The sequence below is a fragment of the Microbacterium sp. MPKO10 genome, from assembly GCF_026107415.2.
Taxonomy (GTDB): Bacteria; Actinomycetota; Actinomycetes; order Actinomycetales; family Microbacteriaceae; genus Paramicrobacterium.
In genome coordinates this window covers 14,943-39,260 of record NZ_JAPCHX010000010.1, presented here as the reverse complement: position 1 = coordinate 39,260, position 24,318 = coordinate 14,943, and the positions used below count along the sequence as shown (strand labels likewise).

24 protein-coding genes are annotated in these 24,318 nt (G+C 64.6%); 10 read left to right on the top strand and 14 right to left on the bottom strand.

Going from position 1 to position 24,318, the window contains the following annotated elements; translation table 11 throughout:
• Positions 1 to 2: 2 nt before the first annotated feature.
• The 7 genes from OK352_RS17580 to OK352_RS17550 form a co-directional block, all read right to left on the bottom strand.
• Entirely contained in the window at positions 3 to 1,445 is a 1,443-nt protein-coding gene (locus OK352_RS17580) for a sulfatase family protein (protein WP_265142834.1), read from the bottom strand.
• A gap of 56 nt (positions 1,446 to 1,501) precedes the next feature.
• Positions 1,502 to 2,995 (bottom strand): sulfatase family protein, encoded by a 1,494-nt coding sequence (locus tag OK352_RS17575; RefSeq protein WP_265142833.1) that lies wholly within the window; start codon positions 2,993 to 2,995, stop codon positions 1,502 to 1,504.
• Positions 2,996 to 3,997 carry an aliphatic sulfonate ABC transporter substrate-binding protein gene (locus OK352_RS17570; RefSeq protein ID WP_265142832.1) on the bottom strand — a complete coding sequence of 334 codons (1,002 nt, stop codon included), beginning with the start codon at positions 3,995 to 3,997 and terminating at the stop codon, positions 2,996 to 2,998.
• A gap of 68 nt (positions 3,998 to 4,065) precedes the next feature.
• A complete protein-coding gene (locus OK352_RS17565) occupies positions 4,066 to 4,860 on the bottom strand; it encodes an ABC transporter ATP-binding protein (protein WP_265142831.1) in 795 nt (264 codons plus the stop codon).
• Entirely contained in the window at positions 4,842 to 5,702 is an 861-nt protein-coding gene (locus OK352_RS17560; protein ID WP_265142830.1) for an ABC transporter permease, read from the bottom strand. Before OK352_RS17560 ends, OK352_RS17565 begins: the two co-directional genes overlap by 19 nt.
• A gap of 52 nt (positions 5,703 to 5,754) precedes the next feature.
• A complete protein-coding gene (locus tag OK352_RS17555) occupies positions 5,755 to 6,990 on the bottom strand; it encodes an ROK family transcriptional regulator (RefSeq protein ID WP_265142829.1) in 1,236 nt (411 codons plus the stop codon).
• Positions 6,991 to 7,138: 148 nt separating this feature from the next.
• Positions 7,139 to 10,702, bottom strand: a complete 3,564-nt coding sequence (locus OK352_RS17550) for a family 43 glycosylhydrolase (RefSeq protein WP_265142828.1) — start codon at positions 10,700 to 10,702, stop codon at positions 7,139 to 7,141.
• 344 nt (positions 10,703 to 11,046) lie between these two features.
• Here OK352_RS17550 and OK352_RS17545 point away from each other — a divergent pair, with 344 nt between their 5' ends.
• Together OK352_RS17545 and OK352_RS17540 are read left to right on the top strand one after the other, a co-directional pair.
• Complete coding sequence (locus OK352_RS17545; RefSeq protein ID WP_265142827.1) at positions 11,047 to 11,607, top strand: OsmC family protein; 561 nt, start codon at positions 11,047 to 11,049, stop codon at positions 11,605 to 11,607.
• A gap of 59 nt (positions 11,608 to 11,666) precedes the next feature.
• On the top strand, positions 11,667 to 12,071 hold the full coding sequence (locus OK352_RS17540; RefSeq protein WP_265142826.1) for a DUF4190 domain-containing protein: 405 nt from the start codon (positions 11,667 to 11,669) through the stop codon (positions 12,069 to 12,071).
• Positions 12,072 to 12,225: 154 nt separating this feature from the next.
• On the opposite strand, the gene OK352_RS17535 is transcribed toward OK352_RS17540, so the two are convergent.
• Positions 12,226 to 12,522: a hypothetical protein gene (locus OK352_RS17535; RefSeq protein WP_265142825.1), complete on the bottom strand. Its 297-nt coding sequence runs from the start codon at positions 12,520 to 12,522 to the stop codon at positions 12,226 to 12,228.
• 35 nt (positions 12,523 to 12,557) lie between these two features.
• On the opposite strand from OK352_RS17535, the gene OK352_RS17530 reads away from it, so the two are divergent.
• Positions 12,558 to 12,974 carry a hypothetical protein gene (locus OK352_RS17530; protein WP_265142824.1) on the top strand — a complete coding sequence of 139 codons (417 nt, stop codon included), beginning with the start codon at positions 12,558 to 12,560 and terminating at the stop codon, positions 12,972 to 12,974.
• Between the two features lie 32 nt (positions 12,975 to 13,006).
• Here the strand turns inward: OK352_RS17530 and OK352_RS17525 are convergent, their stop codons facing one another.
• On the bottom strand, positions 13,007 to 13,585 hold the full coding sequence (locus OK352_RS17525; RefSeq protein WP_265142823.1) for a GNAT family N-acetyltransferase: 579 nt from the start codon (positions 13,583 to 13,585) through the stop codon (positions 13,007 to 13,009).
• A gap of 229 nt (positions 13,586 to 13,814) precedes the next feature.
• Entirely contained in the window at positions 13,815 to 14,498 is a 684-nt protein-coding gene (locus tag OK352_RS17520; RefSeq protein WP_265142822.1) for a YigZ family protein, read from the bottom strand.
• Between the two features lie 109 nt (positions 14,499 to 14,607).
• On the opposite strand from OK352_RS17520, the gene pepN reads away from it, so the two are divergent.
• Positions 14,608 to 17,283, top strand: a complete 2,676-nt coding sequence (gene pepN / locus OK352_RS17515) for an aminopeptidase N (RefSeq protein ID WP_265142821.1) — start codon at positions 14,608 to 14,610, stop codon at positions 17,281 to 17,283.
• Between the two features lie 369 nt (positions 17,284 to 17,652).
• A complete protein-coding gene (locus OK352_RS17510; protein ID WP_265142820.1) occupies positions 17,653 to 18,222 on the top strand; it encodes a YdeI/OmpD-associated family protein in 570 nt (189 codons plus the stop codon).
• Here the strand turns inward: OK352_RS17510 and erm are convergent.
• The 3 genes from erm to OK352_RS17495 form a co-directional block, all read right to left on the bottom strand.
• Positions 18,140 to 18,979: a 23S ribosomal RNA methyltransferase Erm gene (erm, locus tag OK352_RS17505; protein ID WP_265142819.1), complete on the bottom strand. Its 840-nt coding sequence runs from the start codon at positions 18,977 to 18,979 to the stop codon at positions 18,140 to 18,142. The two genes, OK352_RS17510 and erm, sit on opposite strands and share 83 nt — an antisense overlap.
• A 318-nt stretch (positions 18,980 to 19,297) precedes the next feature.
• Entirely contained in the window at positions 19,298 to 19,687 is a 390-nt protein-coding gene (locus tag OK352_RS17500) for an ankyrin repeat domain-containing protein (protein ID WP_265142818.1), read from the bottom strand.
• A gap of 114 nt (positions 19,688 to 19,801) precedes the next feature.
• Positions 19,802 to 20,359, bottom strand: coding sequence for a TetR/AcrR family transcriptional regulator (locus tag OK352_RS17495; protein ID WP_265142817.1), 558 nt, complete (start codon positions 20,357 to 20,359; stop codon positions 19,802 to 19,804).
• Positions 20,360 to 20,458: 99 nt separating this feature from the next.
• Here OK352_RS17495 and OK352_RS17490 point away from each other — a divergent pair, with 99 nt between their 5' ends.
• On the top strand, positions 20,459 to 21,034 hold the full coding sequence (locus OK352_RS17490; RefSeq protein ID WP_265142816.1) for a YdeI/OmpD-associated family protein: 576 nt from the start codon (positions 20,459 to 20,461) through the stop codon (positions 21,032 to 21,034).
• On the opposite strand, the gene OK352_RS17485 is transcribed toward OK352_RS17490, so the two are convergent.
• Positions 21,035 to 21,847: a phosphatase PAP2 family protein gene (locus OK352_RS17485; protein ID WP_265142815.1), complete on the bottom strand. Its 813-nt coding sequence runs from the start codon at positions 21,845 to 21,847 to the stop codon at positions 21,035 to 21,037.
• A gap of 138 nt (positions 21,848 to 21,985) precedes the next feature.
• Here OK352_RS17485 and OK352_RS17480 point away from each other — a divergent pair, with 138 nt between their 5' ends.
• The 4 genes from OK352_RS17480 to OK352_RS17465 all read left to right on the top strand — a co-directional run bounded on the left by OK352_RS17480 (position 21,986) and on the right by OK352_RS17465 (position 24,268).
• On the top strand, positions 21,986 to 22,378 hold the full coding sequence (locus tag OK352_RS17480; protein WP_265142814.1) for a VOC family protein: 393 nt from the start codon (positions 21,986 to 21,988) through the stop codon (positions 22,376 to 22,378).
• A 136-nt stretch (positions 22,379 to 22,514) separates the two neighbouring features.
• Complete coding sequence (locus OK352_RS17475) at positions 22,515 to 23,018, top strand: RNA polymerase sigma factor (protein ID WP_265142813.1); 504 nt, start codon at positions 22,515 to 22,517, stop codon at positions 23,016 to 23,018.
• A complete protein-coding gene (locus tag OK352_RS17470; RefSeq protein WP_265142812.1) occupies positions 23,015 to 23,647 on the top strand; it encodes a methylated-DNA--[protein]-cysteine S-methyltransferase in 633 nt (210 codons plus the stop codon). The genes OK352_RS17475 and OK352_RS17470 overlap by 4 nt, the downstream gene beginning before the upstream one ends.
• Positions 23,648 to 23,656: 9 nt before the next feature.
• Positions 23,657 to 24,268: a DNA-3-methyladenine glycosylase I gene (locus OK352_RS17465; protein ID WP_265142811.1), complete on the top strand. Its 612-nt coding sequence runs from the start codon at positions 23,657 to 23,659 to the stop codon at positions 24,266 to 24,268.
• Positions 24,269 to 24,318: the final 50 nt, after the last annotated feature.

Genomic DNA, 24,318 nt, shown 5'->3' with positions numbered 1-24,318 from the left:
CCTCACGCTCCATTGCGAAGCAACGCCGGAATGGGCTGCGACGGGTGCGGCTCGTCACGCAGCTCGGCCTGCAGCATCCAGAGTCTGACCGTGAGTTCTTCGCGCACATCCGCGTACGAAGCGTCACCATACACATTGCGGAGTTCTTCCGGATCGTCCTGCACATCGTAAAGCTCCCACTCGGGCGGATACGAACGCCCCGATGAACCAGGCAGACCGAGCCCATCGTTGTAGAAATAGATGAGCTTGTACCGTTCCGTGCGGATGCCGTAGTGGGCGAAGGCGTGGTGGTTCACGTCGTCGTTCTCGAAGTAACGGTAATACATGGCATCGCGCGTCGGGCGTTCGGGATCGACCGTCAGCTGCGGCCAGATGCTCATGCCCTGCATGCGCTCCACCGCGTCGACTCCAGCAGCCTCAAGGATGGTCTGCGCGAAGTCCACGTTTGTCACGATCTGCTCGAGCGGCTCGTCTCGATGAGGAATGTGGGACGGGCAGCTGATCAGCATCGGCATCCGCAGAGACTCGTCATACATGAAGCGCTTGTCGAACCAGCCATGGTCGCCGAGGAAGAAGCCCTGGTCTGAGCTGTACATCACGAGGGTGTCGTCGAACGCGTTGCGCGCCCGGAGCCAGTCGGTCACCCGACCGACGTTGTCGTCGACGGACGCGACGCATGCGAGATAGTCCTCCATGTACCGCTGGTACTTCCACAGCGCGGCCTCCTCGTACGTGAGGTCGGCGGGCGGTGCCTCTTTGAGGTCCTCCAGCGTGAGGTGGTCGGCAATCCGCATGGCCGCGCGATGCGCTGCCGACGTGCGGCTCGCGTAGTCGTCATTGAAGGTGTCGGGCACTGGAATCGGGTTCGCGTACATTCCGGCGTGCTTCTCATCGGGCTGCCATGGCCGATGCGGTGCCTTGTGGTGGATGAGTACGCACCACGGTTCGTCGCCCTCGAGGGATTCCAGCCAGTCGAGCGCCAGGTCAGTGATGACATCAGTCGCGTATCCGTCGACGATCTCGACGCCGTTGGTCGTGAGAATCTGCGGGTCGACGTACTCGCCCTGATCGCGGAGTACCGCCCAGTAGTCGAAGTTCTCGGGATCGTGCCCCTCGCCTTCGCCCATGTGCCATTTGCCCACCACGGCCGTGCGGTAGCCGGCACCCCGCAGCTGCGAGATGAACGTCGGCTGGCTCGCATCGATCGGCGTCTCCAAGGTCGTCACGCCGTTGATATGGCTGTACGTCCCGGTGAGGATCGACGCCCTGCTCGGCGTGCATAGCGAGTTCGTGCAGAAACAGTTATCGAGGCGCACCCCGGCATTGGCGATCTCGTCAATGCGAGGAGTACGATTCACAACCGAGCCGTAGGCACTGATCGCGTGCGCCGCATGGTCGTCGGTGAGGATGAAGACGATGTTCGGCCGGTTCACGGTCTCACTCATGCTGTGATGTCCCCTTTCCGCTCAGGATGCTGTCGCCGAGCGAGCTGTCCGGACGCCTATTGGTAGGCCTCGTCATCGAACCCGCTCAGCGACGGATCGTACGCAACGCCACCGACCGGGTACATCGACGTCATCCAGTGATAGAACTTGTCGCCCCGCGCAACGAGCAGCGTATAGAGCCGTTGCATCATCCGGTCTCGGATCTCGGTCATATCCGGCAGGTCGTAGACGTTGAGAAGCTCGTCCGGATCGCGTTCGAGGTCATAAAGCTCGTTGACCGAGTCGGGGTTGACGATGAGCTTATGACGGTCTGTCCGCAGCATCCGCTGGGGGTACGGGAAGTGGTGCCCGTGGAACTCACAGACGATGTCTTCTTGCCAGTCCGGTGTCTCGCCTTCGACGAGCGGAACGAGGCTGCGCGAATCGACGGCAGGTGACGGGTCGAGCCCCGCCAGCTCGAGGAACGTCGCCGTGCAGTCGAGCAGGCTGACGAACTCGGTGCGCACCTGACCTTCGGGTGCTCCGGGAATGCGCACAATTCCCGGAGTGCGGTAGATGTCTTCGTACATCGCCGGCCCTTTGTCGTGCAGCCGGTGCGACCCCGTGAACTCGCCGTGGTCGCAGCTGAAGAACACGGCGGTGTCGTCGACAAGACCGAGGCGGCTCAGAGCATCCATCACTCGGCCGATCTGGCTGTCGATGAGCGCAACATAACCCCAGTAGATTGCGATGAGCTTGCGGCTTGTCTCCAGCGGCATTGTGTCGAATGCCCAATGATCGCTGTAGTTCTGCTGCACCTGCGGCTTGCCCGAGAACGTCTCGGCGACCGAGGTGGGCATTTCAATGTCGCGGGGGTCGAACATGTCGAAGTACTCGTTCGGCACCACGTAGGGAAGATGAGGACCGAAGAAATTGAGTGCCAGATAGAACGGCTTCTTCCCGCTCCGGTAGTCGTCTGCGTATCGCTCGAGCATCTCGATTGTGCGCGTCGCCAGGTAGTGCTCAAAGGTGGCTTCGACGGGCTGGTGCAGCCGAGCGGCGAGCAGGTTGCCCGGCCCGCCGTTCGGCAGCGTCCCGCGGATCTGATCGCTGATCTCGTACGCGGGCAGATTGTTGTCACGCAGGTACGCCAGGTAGTCCTCATGCTCGACCGGGTTGTGCCATCCGGCCAGATCGGGGCCGTCAAACCCAAAGTCGGCGGCCGTCCGCTCCGTTCCCGCATGCCACTTGCCGATCAGACCGCAGTTGTATCCGGCGTCTCGGAGGTCCTGCGAGAACGCGTACTGGTCCTCGGGCAGATCTTCGATATAACCGACGTTGCGTTCGTGGTTGGCGAGCAGTTTGTGGCGGAACGGTGCCTGACCGGTGAGCAGACTCGCCCGCGCGGGTGTGCAGATCGCCGTCGGTGTGTACCACCGGTCGAACCGCGTTCCCGTTCGTGCGAGCTCATCGAGAACCGGAGTCTCGGCGAGCTGATTCCCGTACGCCCCGAGCGTGTCCGCCCGGTGCTGATCGGTCATCAGAAAGAGGATGTTCCTGGCGTCCTGCACTTAGTTTCCTGCTTCCATGAAGAGATCTCCGGTGTAGTACTCGGTCGGGTCGACCGGTTCGGGCAGCTTGCCCGCTTCGACGAAGTAGTCGTTCATCCCCTCGAGCCAGCTGTTCACTGTTCCGTCCTCTGTGAGCTTGTCGATCTCATCGAGACTCAGGATCTGAACGTTGCCGGCATCTGCTTTGACCTGCTCGACGTCGAGAGCCGAGAAGTCGGCGGTGAGCTGAATCGTCTCGTCGACATTGTTGGCGCGGTATTCGATCGCTTCGCGAAGCACCTTGAGAACTCGGGTGACTTTCTCCTTCTCGTTGTCGACCACGTCGTTCCCCGCGACGAATGCTGTGGGGAAGGCAATGGTGTCTTCGAAGTCCTTGTTCTCGGCGAGCTCGACGAGCCCGGGCACCTGCTCCTTGACGGTTGCCAGCGCGGGGTACCAGAATCCGGCGCCGTCCACCTTCTTCGATGCGAGTGCCGAGACGATTGCCGAGGGCTCCATGTTCACGACGTTGATGTCGTCTTTGGTCATGCCCGCTTCTTCCAGCGCGAGCGTGAGGATCATGTCGCCCGAGGTTCCTTCGGGAACCGCGACAGTCTTGCCTCGCAGGTCCTCCATCGACTCGATGCCCTCCTGTGCGACGACGCGGTCGGCCTGCCCGAGTGTGTTCATCGAGACGAGCTTGGCCTGGCCGGATGCTGGCAGCCAGAACGCTCCCGGTCCGATGTACCCGAAGTCGAGGTCGCCTGTTCCGAGCGCCTGGATCTGCAGCGGGCCGTTGGTGAACGACGTCGTGGTGATGTTCACCCCGTGCTTCTCCCAGAGGCCCTGGTCTTCGGCGACCGCCAGAAGGCTCGTTCCGTTGAAGTCGGCGATGTAGCCGAAGTTGACGTCGATGGCTTCGACCTCGTCGCCGCCTGATGCTCCGCCGGAGCATCCGGTCAGAGCAAGTGCCACCGTGACGCCGGCGGCAACGGTGCCGAGCAGCTTTGTGGTGAATGACATGATGCAGTCCCTTTCGTGGGGTTTGGCGCCGCCCGGAGTCAGGCGACGGTGCCGGTGCTGTTACCGGCTCATTGGTGGTACACCGCGTGCCACACGCGATTGCGCAGCTCGCCGAACTCCGGGCTCAGCCGGACTTCTTCGGTGCGGGGGTACGGCAGATCCACATCGATGACCTCGTGGATGCGGCCGGGTCGTGCTGCCATCACGACGACGCGGTTGGCGAGGAATACGGCCTCGTCGACGTCGTGGGTGATGAACATGACTGTGCGCTTCTCTCGGTTCCAGGTCTCGAGAAGCTGTTCCTGAAGCTTCACGCGGGTGAGGGCGTCGAGAGCGCCGAACGGCTCGTCCATCAGCAGGATCGAGGGGTTCACGGCGTATGCTCTGGCGATCGCGCAGCGCTGCTTCATGCCGCCGGAGAGCATCTTCGGCAGCGCATCCGCGAATTGTTCGAGGCCGACCATCTCGATGAAGTACTCGGCGCGCTTCGCCCGCTCTGCCTTGGGAACTCCCGCGACCTTGAGCCCGAACTCGACGTTCTTGCGCACGGTGAGCCAGGGGAAGAGCGCGTACTGCTGAAAGATCACGCCGCGGTCAGGGCCCGGCCCCGACACCTCTTTCCCATCGACCATGGCCCGGCCCGCCGACACGGTCTCCAGGCCGCCCAGAATATTCATGAGCGTCGACTTACCGCATCCGGACGGCCCGACGACCGTCACGAACTCGTTGTCGGCGATGTCGAGGCTGACGCCGTCGAGAGCGACGAATTCTTTGTTCTTCAGCTGGAACGTCTTTCGGACGTCCTGAACCGAGATCTTGGTTGTTGTCGTTGCGTGTGTCATCGTCAGATCCGTTCCTGCCATCCGGTGAGTTTGCTCTCGGCGAGAAGCAGAAGGCGGTCCATCACGAGGCCGAGGATGCCGATGCAGACGATCCCGACGAAGATGGTCGCGAGGTCGTAGTAGAGCTGCGCCTGTTGCATCCGGTACCCGAGCCCGGCCTGCGCCGCGAGCAGTTCGGCGGCGACCAGTGTCGCCCACGAGGAGCCGAGCCCGGTGCGCATTCCCACGAGAATGAACGGCGTGGATGCCGGCACGACGACGCGCACGAAGATGGTGCCGTCTTTCGCGCCGAGCACGCGTGCCGCGTTGATGAGCGTGCGGTCAACGCTCACGACGCCCTGATATGTCGAGATCACGCACACGAGGAAGGCGGCGAGGAAGATCACGAAGACCTTCGGAACCTCGCCGATGCCGAGCAGCACGAGCACGAGGGGAAGCAGGGCGAGAGGTGGGATCGTGCGGAAGAACTGGATCCACGGTTCGAAGAGCCCTCGGGCCACCGTGTACCAGCCCATGACGAAGCCGACGGGGATCGCGAGTGCCGATCCGGCAAGGAAGCCGATGAGCACGCGTGTGAGGCTGGCTGCCAGGTCCTCCTGCAGAAGCCCGGACTTCCACAGTTTCACTCCGGTCTCGATGACCTCGGGTGGTGTCGGAAACTGGAATCCGGTGAGGGCAAGTGTCCACCAGATGCCGATGCCGCCGACGACGGAGATCGCGTTGAGGATGAGGAGCTTGGTGCGCTTCGTCATCTTCGCGCGTGCGGGCTTCTCCGGTTCGCCGCCGGGCACGGCCATCGTCATCGTCGCCAATTGCGCTTCGGGCTGCCGGCGGACATCGTCTCCTTCTGCGGGTCCGGTCATCTGCGCTACTCGTTCCATGGCAATGCTCGATCTGTTCGGGTGTGTGCAAGCGTCATGATTGCGCGCTCCTTTGCGACTGGTGCTGCGAGGCGGGCGCTGCCGGCTCGGGGTATCCGGCGAGCAGCGGAGATTGATGAAAGATCGCGGCGATCGCGCCGAGCGCTCCGTCGTTGTCGTAGAGCTGTGCCGGGCGCACGACGAGCGGCTGTTCCGCGGGAATGGGGTAGAGCTCGTAGCGAATCGTCGCGGCGGCCTGCTCGACGATGACGGGGGCGATCCGGATGATCTCGCCGCCGATGACGACTTCGCGCGGGTTCAGAGTCATCGCCGCGGCGCCGAGGACGCGTCCGATGGCCGACCCCACGTCGCGCAGGACTCCATCGACGTCGGGGTCTCCCTTCGCGACGGCCGCGCCGAGCTCGTCGAGTGTGTCAATGGCGACGCCTCTGTCGCGGCATGCGGCGAGGATCGCAGGAACCGAGGCGACCGTCTCGAGGCAGCCACGTTTGCCGCAGCGGCAGGCAACACCGGATGCTGTCGCGGTGACGTGCCCGAGCTCGCCGGCGAATCCTCGGGAGCCCGAGACCAGCCGCCCGTTGACGACGAGTCCCCCACCGACGCCGTCAGACAGCCGCAGGTAGACGAGATTGTCGACGATGTCGGAGCGATTGCTGGCTTCCGCGAGCGCCGCGAGGCGTGTGTTGTTGTCGACGAAGACGGGAGTCTCGAAGCGCTCCTCGAAGGCATCGTGCACGCCATCAGGTGCCAGCTCGGTCTTCCATCCCACGGAGCTGCTCTCACCGGTCTTCCCGGTATACGGTCCGGGAACTCCGATGCCGATGGCCTGCAACGCGCCGTAGTGCACGCCGGTCTCACGGCTCAGCCTGTCGATCAGGTCGAACGCCGTCGACACGCGAGCGCTCCAGGGCGCCCCGTTCGCGTATTCTTCGCGTCCGGATGCGATGACGTCGTGAGAGGCGTCAGCGACAGCGATGTGCACACGACGGTGCCCGAAGTCGACGCCGATCACCTGACCGGCGCCCGGGTCGAGGGCGAGGCGCTCGGCCGGCCGTCCACTCCCGGCACGCACGTCGGCATCGGTATCCGCGACGACGATCGCACCGCGCGACAGAAGATGAGCGGTGATCTCAGACAGGGTCGTCCGCGAGAGCCCGACGAGTCGCGCGAGTTCGCTGCGACTGAGCGCACCATGCGCACGAAGTGCACTGAGAACACGCTCTTCGTGCGTTCTGCGGACCAGGGCTCGCACACCATTCGCCGTTGACATACGAGCAAGGCTCTCAGTGCCGAATTTTTCCGTCAACCATCCGGCAAAAAACTTTCCCGATTAATTCTGACGCCGTCAGAACGAATGCGGCGCATGGCACGGCGAAGGGGCGCCCGCACGAAACAGACGCCCCTTCCTCGGCCCCCACTCAGCTCTGTGGGCGCTCCACGTACAACAGATCGCCGAACGGACCAGCGTGCTCCAGCCGCACAACACCAGCCACGGCGGAGTCATCGACCCGGTCGGGATCAGCCCAATAGCCGTGTGCCGGGTTGCGGAAGAACGTCATCCACGCCGTCCCATCCTCGTCGACGAACATGTTGTTGTGTCCGGCTCCAACCCCGGCCGTATAGCGTTTCGAGTACGGTCCTTCGAACGAGTCAGACACGGCGACGATCGCGTCGTACTGCCATTTCTTCCCCGAATCCGGGATGTACGAGCAGACAGCATCCTCACCGTCGCCTGTCTTATTCGCCCAGGCCGCATGCATCAAGTAGTACTTGTCGCCCACCTTCGTCACCGTCGCGCCCTCCAGATACGGTTCGGGCGAGAACGGCTGCTGATCGAACTTCGGCAGATTGGTCGGATGCTCCAGGTTCTCCATGTCTGGTGTCATCTTCGAGTACAGGTCGTTGTGCAGCACGAGATAGGTATCGTCGCCCTCGTGGAACAGCCCGCCGTCGATGTGGTAATACTGCGGGTTCGATGCTCTGACCGGATCGCCCAGAGGATGCTCGATGCTCCCCTCGATGTTGCGGTATGGCCCCTCGATGCCGCCCTCACTTGCCAGCATGAAGGTGCCGGTCAGCTTGGACGGGTCACCCATGGTGGCCATGATGTACCACGTGCCGTCGATGAACTGCACCTCGGGCGCCCAGACGTTGCCCGCACGTTTTGCGGGGTCATCGGGATGCTTGTAGGTCTGCCAGTCCGCGACGACCACACGCTCATCGGTGTTCTCGTCGACGAACTCGGGCGACCACACCTTGCCCTTCGTCTGGTCGGGTCGCAGCGACGTCGTGTCGACGAGCGTCCACGGTCCGTCCATCGCGGGAGCCGTCCACATGTAGATCCCGTCGTTCCACGGCCCGGCCTTGTCGAGCGATGCCACCTTCGTCGTTCCTGTCGCAACGTACAGCGTCTCGCCGTCGACCTCGAAGTGATTCACATACGTGTCGCGCATCCACACACGACCCTGCTCGGCATCCTGCGGCCGTGTCTCGAGGTCAAGAACCATCGAGTTGTCCGGTCCGGGCGTGATCTCCGCCCGGTCATCGGCCGTGCCGTACGGCATTGGCAGCGGCCAGCTCGCCGGATGCTGTGACGCTTCACCCTTCATGTCATAAGTATGCAGATAGTCAAATGTCGCGTCGGCTCCCTGTGCGTTCATCGCAAGCAGCCCGATCCGCAGGTCGCCGAGCGTCGACAGAGACCAGACCCCTCCCCACTGCCAGTTTTCGCCATCGGTGCTCGAAGCCATGCGCACGTCATACTCTTCTCCTTCGTCATCTCGCTGCACATAGAGTCGCAGCCACGTCGTCTCGGCTGGTGCCGCACCAAACATCGGTGCGTTCGCCACGGCAGTTGGAGGTGTCGTCGTCGGGCGTGATCCCTCCTTGCCAAACTCAGTCACGTGCTCGACGTACCCCATACGGTTGACGGGAAGAGCCGTATGCGTCAGCTTGAGATAGCTGTCGTCGTGCTCATAGAGCACAAGACCCGCCTGCTGCGCAGCCTTGGTCGGATCGAACGTCACCTTCGTCTCGACCATGTAGTCGTTCCGCGGGGCATCGCGCAGCAGAACGGATGCCGTATTTGTCTCCCTGAAGAGTTCGTCACCGTTCGTCGGCCAGACAAGCGAGCCGTCGCTGACACCGGAGCCCTTGGCCTGCCCCCGCACCCAGCTCCAGGCATCGTCGTTATCAGCGGGGTTTCCGTCTGCATCGAAGTCGTCGGAGTACTCGCTCAACAGCTTTCCCGGTGCCGGGTCGGCAACGCGCTGCGTCACGGGAGTGTAGAGCGTCGCTGCGCTGATGTTGTCACCATCGACGACGGCATTGGATGCCGCAAAGCCCACGGACCCCTTCGACGACGCCTGTTTGGGCGCCGTCGCTGTGACGACGGCTAGCGGTTCCGCCAGCCCATCGTTCGCGACCTCCGCCGTCACTGTGTTCCCTCGCCATTCGACGGAAACCACATGCCAGGTGCTGGCGTCGAACGCCTCCGGAAGAGAGGCCGACTCCGTGACGACGGCACTGCCGTGCACAATCTCGATACGCAGTTCGTTCGATTCGGCGTCGACCCATGCCGTCGTGCCGTTCCGCCCATTGCTTCCGAGCACCAAGCCCGCGGCACCGGCCGACGCGTCCGCGTCGGCAGCGGTGAACCGAATGTCGGTCTGCACACGCAGGTCGCCCGATGCCTTTTTCTGGCTCGTGACGGTGGCTGCGCCAGACATTGCGCTGGAGCCCGTTCCCTCCGCGGTTATGCGAAGATGCTTGCCCGCATCGTCGTCCGTCGCAATGTCGACGCTGCCTCGACCGCGCGTCTTCCACGATCGCAGCGAGCCGTCGGCAAAGTCCGACCCGACGATCGGTGTCGTCACGGGCGCTGTCTCTTCGCCGTTCGAAGGCCCGGCTCCCGCACGAACGACTGGCCAGCCATCAATCCAATCGAGGCGGTCAATCATGAGTGGTCGTTTCGAGAGCTTGAGGTTGCCCACGGGCGGGAAGTCCGGGTCTGCTGTCTCAATCGCGTGGTACACGAGCCAGTCTTGACCGGCGAGGTCTGTCTGAATCGTATTGTGTCCCGTCCCCGTGAATCCGTTGCCGTTTGCGGAGAGGACGAAGCCTGCATTGCTGCTCTTCGACATCAGGTCGACTCCGTCGTCGTCAACGAATGGACCACGTGGGCTCTCTGAGCGACCAGCCTTCACGGTGTAGCCGCTGAACGATCCATCGCAGCATCCGGCATCTGAATACATGAGGTAGTACATGTCGTCGTGCTTGACGACGAGGGCACCTTCCATGCGCCGGCCCTGAGCGATCTGAGTTACGTCACCGGTGAGGGCAGTGGCGTCCTCGTTCATCGCCGAGACGCACAGCATGTCGTAGCTGCCCCAATAGAAGTAGTGAGTTCCGTCGGTATCGGTGAAGAGCGCCTGGTCGATGTTGCCCGTCGGGCATCCCTCTACCCCTTTTCCCGTGACGAGCAAGCCGTGATCCTCCCACGGCCCTGTCGGTGTCGGAGCAGTGAGAAGCGCGACACCGCCGTTCGACAGCGAATACGTCAGTGTGTACTGACCGTTGACATAGCGAATGTCGGGCGCCCACGGGCGCGTGCCCTGCGACCAGTAGTCCGGGCGATCGCCGTCTTTCTCGTAGACATCGCCCACGTACTCCCACGTCACCATGTCGGTCGATCGCATCATCGGCAGAATGCGCTCGCCCTCCTCCCCATCGCTGTTGAAGATGGGATTCGTCGTGCCATACGCGTACCAGGCTCCATCCTTTCCTCTGATCATGGTGGGATCAGGAAATGTGTCGACGACACCTTCGCTGATGGGGTTCGTGTATGTCGCACCAGATGACTGCGAGGCCACCGATGGCGGATCCTGGTTGGCAGCCGCCGTATCTGGCGGCACCACCCCCGCGATAAATGCGGCGGTGGCTGCGACTGCTGCCGCTCTCACCGTCAATGATTTCCAACGCATCTCTTCGTCACTCCTTCTTCGTTGAAGTCGCCGCGCAGGCATGCGCGACAGCGTCGGCACGCGACGCTTCGCGGCACGACAATGATCATCGGGGGTGTGTCGGTCGGCGACGCCCGAAACTGTCGTCTGCGGCTGTCGTCGGTTCCCCTCAGTGGTTCGCTCCCTATCTAAGGGACGAGTCATTTTTCCGTCAAGACTCCGGCGGAAAGAACATTTGCGCAGCAGCATCCGGTTGCCTGCTCGCGCTCCCCGCGTAAGCGGTGCCGTATTACGGCGCATGACGCCTCGTTCTTGGCATCGTGCCCTGGTCTTTCTAGCCTGAGCACAACGAAAGGACGTCCCTCATGACTCTCACCGACACCGCCGCACCAGCATCCGTTCCCGCCGTCACCGCTGACGAGCGCGCCGAACGTCTCACCTCCGCCGGCACCGCGTGGGGCGAGCGCAATCAGAACGCTCCGTCGAGTGCCAACCTCACCTACACCGTGACAGGAGAGGGCGCAGGGTCGGTGGCGTCGACAATCCGCGCCGGAAAGCACACGTTCACCGTCGACGAGCCGGCCGCCCTCGCCGGAGACGACGTCGCCGCAAGCCCCGTCGAGGTGGCACTCGGCGCCCTCATCTCGTGTCAGATCGTCGTCTACCGTCTGTACGCACAGAACCTCGGAATTCAGGTCGACGACATCCAAGCATCCGCCGAGGGCGACCTCAACGTCACAGGACTGTTCGGCATCGACGAGTCGGTGCGCCCGGGCTTCAGCGACGTCCGACTCACCATCACCGTGACCGGCCCCGAGACCCAGGAGCGTTACGACGAGCTGCACGCTGCGGTTGACGCGCACTGCCCCGTGCTCGACCTGTTCGCGAATGCGACGCCGGTGACCGTCGACCTCGTCAAAGGCTAACGCCCCAGTTCGGGGCCGGAACGCCGCCTCGGCACCTCGGGCTGTTCTACGGTTAGGTCATGAACTACCCACCACCAGGGCAATCTCAGGAACCTCCGCAGCAGCCGTACGCCCAGCCCGCACCCTATATCGCGCCGCTAATGTACGCTCCTGCTCCACCGTCAAACGGTCTCGCCATCACCTCGATGATTCTCGGCATCGTCGGTCTCGTCATTGGCATCTGGTCTCCAATCCCCGTGATCGGGCTGTTCTCCGCATTCTTCGGATTCCTCCCTGCGGCAGTCGCCGTCATCCTCGGACACATCGGGCTGTCACGCTCACGCCAGCTGAACGGAACCGGACACGGCCAGGCGATCGCCGGGCTCGTCACCGGATACGTGACACTCGCGGTGATCCTGGTCGTCACGGCATTCTGGGTTATTGCCGTTGCAGCCACGTCGGTCAGCGATCCGTCGAACTACTAACGTTTCGCGGTCTCTGTTTCGCGCAGAAGGGTGTGGCAGCCCCATCAGCATCCGGAATCGTGATCGCGAACAGCTTGCCTTCTCGCATTTCGATCACGAGCCCCGACCCCGCTTTGACGACGAACGCAGAACGGCCGATCATCACGCGGTAGCCCTAGCCGCCCCACTCGCCTGGTCTGATGAACGCTGTTTCAACAGAGCGGATGCTGCCACACGCGATGCGCTTGAGGGGGACGTGGAACCATGACGACTCCAGCCGAAATCCATGCTCATCAATGACCACACGCGTACGAAAATAGAGCGCCAGCACGACGAGGCCGAGAACGATGAGCGCCAAGCCGATCACCGCGGAGAACTGCGCGTCTGCACGGTCCTCCGGCCCTGCCATGAGCAGCGGAAGCGCATAGAGGACGACACCGAGCAGAGCGAGTCCGCACCTGGCACGCGCCACCGGCCGGAGATTCGGCTGATCAATACACTGAGACGGTGGACTTTGAGCAGTATGCCCGCGACTACCGGCGGAAGCAGCATCGCCGCGGCATCCTGTTAATTATCACCGGCGCTATTTTCACCCTCGTTGGCGCCCTGATCTGCATGATCGGCAGCCCGTGGTTCGGAGCAGCGATTCTATTCTTCGGCGCGTCCGTGATCGTGGGCGGGTTGATGACACTGCAGAAGTTTTCAACGCAGACGAATTTCACACTCGGTCTTGTTGGCTGCGTCCTATTCGTCGCCATGAGTGCACTGATGCTCGTTTCAGGACTCGTCGATCCTGACGCGTGGGGATGGCGGGGCGGCGTGGCCGGCGTCATCGTTGGCGTGCTGGGTCTGTGTTTCTCCGTGCCAGCCGCAATCGTTCTGATGGTGAGAAAATCCAGGCAGCGCAATGGGGACTCTCGCTGACCTCATCGCTTCGTCGCTGAACACGACAGCGGCTACCGAGCGCCGGACTCCCATTCCTCACGCAGCAAAGCGTAGGTCATGCCGTCGAGCCACTTGCCTGTTCGATGCAGGCTGTCACGCACCGTGTACGACTCGCGGCGCATCCCAACGCGCTCCATCAGGCGCCACGACGCCGCGTTATCCGCGAAGCAATCGGCCGTGAGCCGCCGGAGCCCCAGCGACTCGAAGCACACGCGGATCATCGCCCTGACGGCCTCTGTGGCGTAGCCAACTCCCGACTCCTCGGGCGCCAGACACCACCCGATCTCCGCCTCGACCCCATGGGCCTCGTCGACGATCTCGTCCTGCGCCCACGCGTTTCCCACGCGCACCAGAAGGTCCCCGATGATGCGCCCGTCGCGTTCAATCACGAGTGTAGATGCGAGGCGACGCGACTCGATGAACTGCGCCCGGAACGTCTCAGCGTCCAACGCATCTGAGGGCATCCATTGGGCAACCCCCGGGTCACACCGGTATGAGCGGACAGCATCCGCGTCACCCTCGCGTGCCGCACGAATGCTGAGCCTCGCCGTCTGCACGGGCCAGTCCACGTCGGTCAGCGTCGATGCCATGCGTTCCCCTCTCGCTGCACGTGCGGTGGTCGACCTGCGCGACGCGCCAGCAATCGACTTTACTGCTGCTGGCGACGGAGTGCCCGGAGTCGAGCGTGAGTTGCGACAGCATCCCGTGTTGTGGCCGCGCGGGCCGGCGTCTTCCGGATGCTGTTCGAGCTGTCACGTGCGTCCGTCACTGTGCTGCCTTCGTGCTGCGCCGCTCCTTCATCATGCCGGTAGCGCTCGGCTACGAGTGGTCCGGGGAGGCGGGTGGCCCGCTCCGGGGGATGTCGACGATCTGCTCCGCCCCAATCGTCGGAACGATCGCACCCGCAGATGCCCCCGCAATCTCGGCGCACAGCTGGTCAACGGCTTCGGGCGGAACGTGAATCTCGAGAGTGACCTCGCTGCCGTACGTCGCCTCTCCGAGCCGCGCTCCATGCTGCGGTGCCCAGTCGCGCAGCATGTTGTCAATGCGGCCCGCGTCCGCGTGCGCCACGTCGAAGGTCAGCTGCGTCAGCGTCGCGCGGCGCACGAGAACCGCACGATCGAGAACCTCAGAAGTCGCGCTCGAGTAGGCGCGAATCAGTCCGCCGGCACCCAGTTTGACCCCGCCGAAATACCGCGTGACGACAGCCACCACATCGGTGAGCTCGCGCCGCCGCAGCACCTCCAGCATGGGAACGCCCGCGGTGCCGGACGGTTCGCCGTCGTCAGACGAGCGCGCTTGGTCGCCGAGAAGCCCAGTGACCATCGCCGTGCAGTTATGCCGCGCATCCCAGTACTGCTTCTTCACCCGTGCGACGACGTCGTCTGCAGCATCCGGGCTTGTTGCCGGAGCGACATGTGCGATGAAGCGCGACTTCTTGATGACAATCTCGTGGGTGACCGCATCCGCGATCGTCGAGGGGTAGCTGCGTGGGGTGGTCATCGTGCCCAGCCTAGCCAGGCTAGCCAGCCGATACACGTCGTTGCAGGGTCGGGGCGCCGCACGCCCAGGGTCGCCCGAAACCCCAGCGCGCACATGAAAGCATGGAGTCATGAGTTCCAATGCCTCCGCGAATCTCTCCCGTTCCGAAACCGCCGCCCGCTCCGCCGCGCTGACGCTGCACACCGCTCGCGTCGAGCTTGATCTGCGCCGAGCCCCGGATGCCGCGGCCCGAACATTCCTCACCACCACGACGCTCGAGTTCGACGCCGACCTCTCACAGGGCGACTCCACCTGGGTCGACTTCATCGGAGAGAACGTCGAGAAGGTGACGCTGAACGGCAAGGGCCTCCCCGTGCAGTACGACGGAGCGCGCATCCAGATCGCCGGGCTCGCAGCATCCAATTCGCTCACCATCGTCGGCAACGGCGTGTACTCGCGCTCGGGCGAGGGCCTGCACCGCTTCGTCGACCCGGTCGACGGCGAGACCTACCTGTACACGCAGTACGAGCCCGCCGACTCACGCCGCGTGATGGCCTGCTTCGAGCAGCCCGATATGAAGGCGCGCTTCACGTTCACGGTGCACGCCCCCGCCGGCTGGCAGGTGCTGTCAAACCAGGCCCGCGCGACAAACACCACATCGGCGGATGCTGCCGGAGCCCGCCACGCGACAGTGCCCGCCGCCTCGGCACGCACCAGCTCGGCGGCATCGCAGACCGTCGAGTTCGAGCCCACGCTGCCGATCTCGAGCTACATCACTGCTGTCGCAGCCGGGCCCTATCACCGGGTCGACGCCGAGTGGACCCGCGGCGAGCAGACCGTCCCGCTCGGGGTGCTATGCCGCGCGTCGCTGGCCGAGCATCTCGATGCCGACGAGATCATCGAGGTCACCCGCCAGGGACTCGACTTCTTCACCGACAGCTTCGACTACGCGTACCCGTGGGGTAAGTACGACCAGATCTTCGTGCCCGAATACAACCTCGGCGCTATGGAGAACCCGGGCCTCGTCACGTTCGCAGAAGGCTACGTGTTTCGTGGGGCCTCGACCGACGCGCAGCACGAGGGCCGTGCCAACACTCTCCTGCACGAGATGGCACACATGTGGTTCGGCGACCTCGTCACCATGCAGTGGTGGGATGATCTGTGGCTCAAGGAGTCGTTCGCCGACTACATGGGTGCCCTCGCCGCCGCGGAGGCCACCCGCTTCAGCGAGGCATGGGTGACGTTTGCCAACCGCCGCAAGGCCTGGGCGTACCTGCAGGATCAGCTGCCCACGACCCACCCGATTGTGGCGGACATCGTCGACCTCGAGGCGGCAAAGCTCAACTTCGACGGCATCACGTATGCCAAGGGCGCCGCGGTACTCAAGCAGCTCGTCGCCTTCGTCGGCCGCGACGCATTCTTCGAGGGCGCCCGACGGTACTTCCGTGAGCACGCATTCGGAAACACGACGCTCGATGACCTGCTCGTGCAGCTCGAAGAGACCTCGGGCCGCGACGTGCGTGCCTGGTCACGGGCGTGGCTCGAGACGACGGGAGTCTCGACACTGGCGATCGAGACGGATGCTGCCGGGCAGCGTCACATCACGCAGACCGCGGCACCGGGCGAGCAGCTGCGCCCGCATCGCCTCGCCGTTGCCGAATACGACCTCGTCGACGACCGGCTCGTCCTCCGCGACACCGTGGATCTCGAGATCGACGGCGAGCGCACGCCCCTTGCGGCGCGGGGCTCCGGCGCGGATGCCGCCGGCACAGGCTCCTCCCGCTCGAGCGACGCCGCCAATGTGCACACGAGCCCCACGCCGAACGGCTCCCGCACGGGCGACGCCGCCCTCACCCTCCTGAATGCCGGCGACGACACGTACGCGAAGGTGCGGCTCGACGCCCGCGGCCTCGCAGCCGTGGAGCGCGCACTCGGCACTCTCGAGGACTCCCTCGCGCGCGGGATCGTGTGGTCGGCGCTGTGGAACGCGACGCGTGACGGCGAGCTCGCGGCATCCCGGTATCTCGAGATCGTGCGACGGTTCGCCCCGAACGAGAGCAACGTGGGGCTGCTCACCTCTGTACTCGCGAACGCCGCGTTCACTGTGACGCACTACGTTGCCGATGCGTCGCGCCCCGCCGAGCGCCGTGCCTGGCTCGAAGCCACCTGGAGCGGCGCCTTCGAGGCAGCACCCGGGTCGGGGCATCAGCTCGCCTGGGCGCGTGCGCTCGCCAGTGCCTCGGCCTACGACGATGCGCGCGCCGAAAGCATCCGCGGGATTCTCGATGGCACAGGTGACGCTCCGGAGGGGCTGCCTCTCGACGCTGAATTGCGCTGGATGCTGGTGACCGCACTCGCCGCCACCGGCCAGGCCGCGGAGGAGCAGATCGATGACGAACTCACGCGCGACAACACGTCGAACGGCGTGACCGCGCACCGCGAGGCCCTCGCCGCGCGCCCCGATCAGGGCGTGAAGGATGCCGCGTGGCTGGAAGCCTGGACGAACACGAGCCTCTCGAACGATCACCTTGACGCGACGATCCATGGGTTCCGCGCGGCCGGGCGCCGCGAGCTCATCGCTGCGTATGACGCCGAGTACTTCGATCGCATTCGCGATGCGTGGCAGACGCGCAGCATTGAGATTGCGCGGCGTCTGGTGCTGGGGCTGTTCCCTGCGGATGAGTCGCTGGAGCGCGTCGATGCGTGGCTGGACGCCAACGCGGATGCTCCCGCGGCCCTCGTGCGTCTGGTGAGGGAGCAGCGCGACCACCTCGCCCGTGACCTGCGCGTGCGCGCCGCGCAGTAGACGGGCGCTGCCCTGTCACGGGTGCAGCGCCGCGTCGTCACAGGTGCAGCGCCGCGTCGTCACGGGTTCAGCACCGCGTCGTCAGGGGTTCAGCGCTGCTGTGACACGAGCGCTGCATTTCTCTGTCACAGTTGCGGCGTTGCATTGTCATGACCGGAGCGTTGCACTGTCAGGGCCGGAGCGGTTGCGAAGCGACGCGCGAAGGGCGGCACGACAGTTGCAGAAACACTGTTCACTTATTCGGAGATTTCGGCCGGCACGCCGTTGAGACGCGCACGACACGCCGACACGGACGGACAATCTCCGAATATATGAACGTCGGTGGCACATCGTATGCTCAGACGACACCTCGAGGAGAGAAGGAGCACCGTGGCCGACCGTGAGATCGTCTACATGGAATCCGCCGATTCCTGGGAACAGTGGCTGTCTGAGAACCATGATTCGTCGGACGGCGTGAGGCTGGCAATCCCCAAGAAGGGCAGCGGGCAGCCGGGGCCGACGAACCTCGAGGCGCTCGAGAGCGCACTTTGCTACGGCTGGATCGACGGCGTGCGGAACCGCCTCGACGACACGCACTTTTTACAGTCGTTTATGCCGAGGCGGCCCCGCAGCACCTGGTCACAGGTCAACCGCGATCGCGTCGAGCGGCTGATCGAAGCCGGACGCATGCGGCCGGCAGGGCAACGGGAGATCGATCGGGCGAAGGCCGATGGACGATGGGATGCTGCGTACGCACCAGCATCCACGATCGAGGTTCCGCCCGAGCTCGAGGCTGAACTGGCGAAGAATCCGAAAGCCGCAGAGTTCTTCGCCACTCTCTCGGGCTCGAATCGCTACGCCTTCCTGTTCCGCATCGTCACCGCGAAACGCGCTGAGACGCGCCAACGCCGCGCCGCACAGTTTGCCGAGATCCTCGAGCGCGGTGAGACGCTGACCTAACGGAGTGCTCGCTCCACAGGCTCACCCAGTTCTCGGCGGAAAGCTGTTTGGGCAGGCGCGCCTGTGGGGCGGCGGAGGCGAGCCACGCGTCGGCCGCGCGGCGCGAAAGCGACGTGGCCCCGGCGATGATCTGAGCAAGACTGCGCCCCCGACCAGTGAAGACCGCCTGGACGAAACGTTGGTAATCGTTGCGCTCTGCTGCGGGCAGCAGCATCCGCCTGCCGATCGTGATGACGCCGCCGTCGACGCTCGGCATCGGCCGGAACGCGTGGGCGGGAACCCGTTCGAGCAGACTGAAGTCGTACCAGGGCCACCATTGCGCGGTGAGCAGGGTCGCGCCGCCGACACCCGCGCGACGGCGAGCGACTTCCCACTGCACGAGCAGCGTTGCGTGGCTCCAGCCCGGTTCCCGCAGCAGCTTGCGCAGGATCGCCGTTGTGAGGTGGAAGGGCACGCTCGAGACCACCGCGTGAGGCGTCGACGGATGCTGGTAGCGCAGGTAGTCCTGCGTGATGATGCGGACGCTGCCACCCCAGCGGCGTTCGAGTTCCTGTGCGCGACGACTGTCGATCTCGATGGCAGTCATCGGTCGGTTCAACCGTGTGAGGCGTGATGTGAGTGCGCCGCCTCCCGGTCCGATCTCAAGAATCGGCCCGGTGGTTGCTGCGACCTGGGCGACGATGCGGTCGATGATTGCTGTGTTGACGAGAAAGTTCTGGCCGTTCTCGTGACGGCCGAAGGACGAAGTCCGTGGCATGCGTGTGCTCCGCTGCTCGAGGTGGAGCCGGGCAGCACAAAGAAGCCGCTCCGGCATGAACCGAATGAGCGACGGCGAACGTCGTCTAACCGCCGCTTAGAGGCTGCGGAGGCGAATGTAGAACGCGCATGACATGAGCACTACCCTAGCCAGGCAGCACAGCTCCCGCAATGCACGCGTGAGCACGGCCCGACGTTCACGTGTGTCGGAGAGTTGCAGGAGGGAGCGGCGCCAGTGGCACACGGGCTCCGATCAGCGCGATGAAGGCTGCACGATGGACACGAGTCCTTCGACATTCCGATACGCGCCGAGCGGTTCTCAGTCGTGGTTAGGCGCCAGCAGGTGTGTCTTGCCGAACATCTCGGCGGCGAGGCGCGCGGGCGGGGTGCCGGCGTCGAGGTCGGCACCGGCGGCCAGCAGCAGCCGAACGATCTCGTCTTCGCCCTTGAAGATCGCTCCCGCGATCGGCGACTGGTCGCGGGCGTTGCGCAGGTCGACGTCGGCTCCACGCGCGATGAGCCCACGGACAGCCTCAGCATGGCCGTGATACGCCGACATCATGAGCGCGGTGTTCCCACCGGCGTCCTGAACGTTGATCGGCAGACCATGGTCGAAGAACTCGAGCAGCTCCGTCGACTCGCCGCGCCGGGCGAGGTCGATGGCCATCGTGGTCAGTTTCTCGACGTCGTCACGGCTGAGTTCTGGCATGCGTCCAGCCTAAGTGACGCGCACGGCACAGGACGGGTGCCCGGGTTCAAGTTCGTAATGCAACGGGATGCAGACGTGGGCCATTCGAAGCCGCTCCCACGCACACGCCGTCGGTCACGCTGAGGCCAGCGCCGCCCACAGCATCCGATGTGCTCGTTGTCGTACCTCCGCGCGTTCGCCTGCGCCCGTCCGCGCGAGCACAGAGGCCATCATGAACACGGCGAGCAGGACGTCATCGACATCCACACGATCACTCAGTGTTCCGCGCTCGACATCGCTGCGCAGCATCCTCTGAGCAAGATTCCGGATGCGGTCATCGAGGTGACCCAGCGACGCATCGTTCTGGTGCGCGACCACCATCTCGAAGAGCGACGCCGAGGCGGCAGCCTGATCGGCGACGCGGTCAAGAAGGTCGACGACGCCGCGCTCATCGCCGACGAGGAGGCGTTCGAGCTCGGCGATGTTCTCGTCGAACACGGCGGCCGCGAGGGCAACGCGATCAGGGAAGTGACGGTAGAGGCTGCCCTGCCCGACGCCCGCTCGCTTCGCGATCGCGCTGAGCGGCGCACCTGCCCCTTGAGCCCCGAAGATCTCGCGAGCAGCGGCGACAAGGGCGCGCCGATTCTCGGGCCCCGCGCTCGGTCCGCGATTGGGCTTGGGCTGATTCGTCACGTGCGTCAGCTTAGCTACCGATCACGCTCAGCCGGCGCACGTAGACTCGGAGCAGCACGACCGTCACGGTCACGACGACGCACAGAGCAAGGAGCCGAGATGGCAGAGAACGAGCCACTTCTGTTCGAGAATGCTGACGCGTGGGAGGCCTGGCTCGTCGAGAAATACGCGACGTCATCGGGGGTCGAGCTGGCCATCGCCAAGGCGAACAGTGGCGCGTCGAGCGTGACGCATGAGGAGGCTCTCGAGGTCGCGATCTGCTACGGCTGGATTGATGGTGTGCGCAACCGCATTGATCAGAGCTGGTATTCGCAGTCGTTCATGCCCCGCCGCGAGGGCAGCCGGTGGTCGCGCCTTAATCGCGACCGCGCGGAAGCGCTCATTGCCGCGGGGAGGATGCGCCCAGCCGGTCAGCGTGAGATCGACCGCGCCAAGGCGGCGGGAAACTGGGAGTCGGCATACGCACCGCAGTCGACGATGCAGGTGCCCCCGGAGTTCGAGGCCGCGCTTGCCGAGAACCCGCGGGCCTCCGATTTCTTCGACACGCTTTCCGGCCGCAACCGTTATGCCGTGCTGTTTCGCATTACGACGGCGAAACAGTCGGAGACACGGGCGAAGCGCGCAGCCACCATGATCGAGATGCTTGAGCGTGGCGAGACGATCTACCCGCAGTAGCTACGCTGATCGGCGTGCCGAGAGCATCCACGCCAAGACCGCTGAAGCGGCGACGGCGCACCCGATGACTCCGGATGCTGCGGCCGCAGTAAGCGTCCAGGCGGTGCCGTCCCAGGGCCCCGCCACGTGCAGCAGGAGCAGCACTCCCGCGACGGCAAGGGCAGCGAAGCCAGCGATGCCGCTCACGAACGCGAGGATGCTGAGGGCACGACGGGGTCGCGCTTTCGCTGCGCCGCGCGCGAAGCGTCCGCGCTGCGGGCGGAAGGCGTTGGCCGCGGCGGTGACAGCGAGTACGAGCAATACGCCGCCGACGATGTCGCTGGGCCGATGCCAGCCGAAGACCACGAGCTGAGCGCAGACGACGGCGATGATGGCCGACACGATCGGGAGGATGACGGGCCTGGCGACGTGCGGCGCCACGATGACCAAAGCGAACGATACTGACGTGAACGCGATCGTATGCCCGCTGGGGAATGTGTTGACCGAGTCAAGCGAGAACTCGGGACGCTGCAGGATCTGATGCTTGAGAAGCTGCCCGAGAACGTTGCTGACCCCTAAAGCGACGGCGGCGATCATGACGTCGGCCCAGGCGCGGCGCACGAGGCCAATCAGGACGATCACCGCAAGCGCGATGGCGAGATTCGGAATGGTCACAAGTGCGAGAAGAGGTGACTGCTCGCTGTAGATCGATGAGTCCAGCACGCGGTCCTCGACCCGCTGCCCCAGATGCGTCTGCACGCCCATGAAGAAGGCGATCACGAATCCGGCGGCAGCAACAACGGCAGTCGTGATGCTGCGCGCCCTGCTACCCATTGGCGTGACCTCCGTCTCTCGCGATTCGCCGAATACAAGTATCGACGCTCGCGCCTGAAGAGATCGTTGGAACACGGTGACGATCCGGTGACGGTCCGCTGAGCTGCCGCAGAACCCGCCACAGCGTAAGCTCGGCGCATGAGCACTCCGGGAATTCGCAGCATCCATCATGTGACCCTCTCCGTCTCCGACATGGACGCGAGCATCGCTTGGTATCGAGACCTGCTCGGCTTCGAGGTGGTCACGCGCCTCGAGCACAATGGTCTCGACAAGGCGATCCTGCGCATCGGCTCTGTTGTCGTCACCTTCGTCGCGCACGGCGACCTCGCTGTGCCCGGGGCGTTCTCAGAACGGCGTACCGGCCTCGACCATCTGAGTTTCGGAGTGGACCCGGACGCCATCGAGAGGTGGGCCGAGCACCTTGAGGCGGCGGGCGTGACGTGGTCGCCGATCGTCGACGGCATCAATGGTCGCGTGCTCTCGTTCCGCGACCCCGACAACATTGCCCTGGAGTTCTACACAATCGAATGAACGACGATGTGTCTCGCCGAAGGGAATCCGTGAAGAACAACGCGTCGATCGTGGCGGAACGGTTCCGCACTGGCAGAGCCACCGCAATTGCGAACCGGCACCTCACATCTCACGCGCTCCGGGCGTCTGCTTAGTGATGACAGCCAAACCACCGTTCGAAAGCGTTGTCGCCCACCACGGGGCGACGGTGCTTCGCGTGTGCCGCGCGGTTCTGGGCCCGCACACCGACGCCGATGATGCCTGGCAAGAGACCTTTCTCGCCGCGCTGGGTGCCTACCCGGAGCTGCCGGCCGATGCGAATCTCGAAGCGTGGCTCGTCACGATCGCCCACCGCAAAGCGATCGATGTGACGCGCTCGAGAGCCCGACGCGCGGTGACCGTCGACGAGCTCCCAGAGACGGAGAGTTCACGGGGCAATCCGGAGGAACGTGACCTCGACCTCTGGCCGCAGGTCGCGGCACTCCCGGAGAAGCAGCGGCTTGTCATCGCCTACCACTACGTGGCCGGATTGCCCTTCGCCGATGTGGCGCAGATTGTCGGCGGAACAGCGGCTGCCGCCCGGCGCTCGGCGTCGGACGGCATTGCAACGCTGCGCCGGCAGCATCCGGTCGCGTCTGATTCTGAAAAGGCGGCACCATGACTGATGCACCAGCTCTTGAAAAGCGTCTGAGCTCCCTAGGCGCGCCGACGGCGACGGACCTCGCGCGCCTGCACGCGGGCCTCGAAACCAGGGCGGAGGCCGAAAGATTGATCGATGTCGCGTATGCGACCGTGGATTCGCCTGTGGGCCGGCTGCTCGTCGCGACGACGCCGCGCGGACTCGTGCGTGTCGCATTCGAGAACCAGGGTTTCGACGACGTCCTCCGCACGCTGAGTGACCGCGTGAGCCCGCGGATCCTCGAGTCTCCGCGCCAGCTCGACACCGCTCGAGAAGAGCTCGACGAGTATTTCGCGGGCACGCGCGCGCACTTCGATGTCCCTCTCGATCGTGCGCTCTCGCACGGCTTTCGCCTCCGGGTGCACGAGCATCTGCCTGACATCGCCTACGGCTCGACGGAGTCGTACGCCGATGTTGCGCGCGAAGTCGGAAGCCCGCGCGCTGTCAGGGCCGTCGGAACAGCGTGCGCGGTGAACCCGCTCCCGATCGTCGTTCCGTGCCATCGCGTGCTGCGCAGTGACGGGTCGACCGGCGGCTACGCGGGTGGAGCCGAGGCGAAGGAGCTGCTTCTCGAGTTCGAGCGCACGCACGCTGTCAGCGCGCGCCGTTAGCATCGCAGCATGGCAATCGAGACGACAGACGGGGTTGTTCGCGGCGACGACGGGCTTTGTCGCCCCGCGTGGGCGGCCGCAGATGAGCTCATGCGTGAGTACTACGACACCGAATGGGGCATGCCGGTGCGCGACGAGCGCGGGCTCTTCGAGCGCATCAGCCTCGAGGCGTTCCAGTCGGGGCTCTCGTGGGCCACGATTCTGCGCAAGCGTCCGGCCTTCCGTGAGGCGTTCGCGGGGTTCGATCCGGATGCTGTCGCCGCATACACAGACGCGGACGTCGACCGCCTGCTCGCTGACGCCGGCATCGTGCGCAATCGGGCGAAGATCCTCGCCACCATCGGCAATGCCCGGGCGACGATCGATCTGCGGGGCGATGGCGGTCTTGTGGATTTCGTGTGGTCGTTCCGGCCGGCGCAGACTCCCGCGCCGCGTACCTTCGCCGACGTGCCGACGACGAGTCCCGAATCGGAGGCACTCTCGAAGGCGTTGCGCAAACGCGGCTTCCGGTTCGTCGGGCCGACAACCATGTTCGCCCTGATGGAAGCCATCGGCATCATCGATACGCATCTGGTTGACAGCCACAGGCGAGGAAGTTCGGGCGTCTGGCCTGCTCTGTAGCCGGTCGCGACCAGAGCAGAACACCTCGGCGATCACCGCCGATTCAGGTC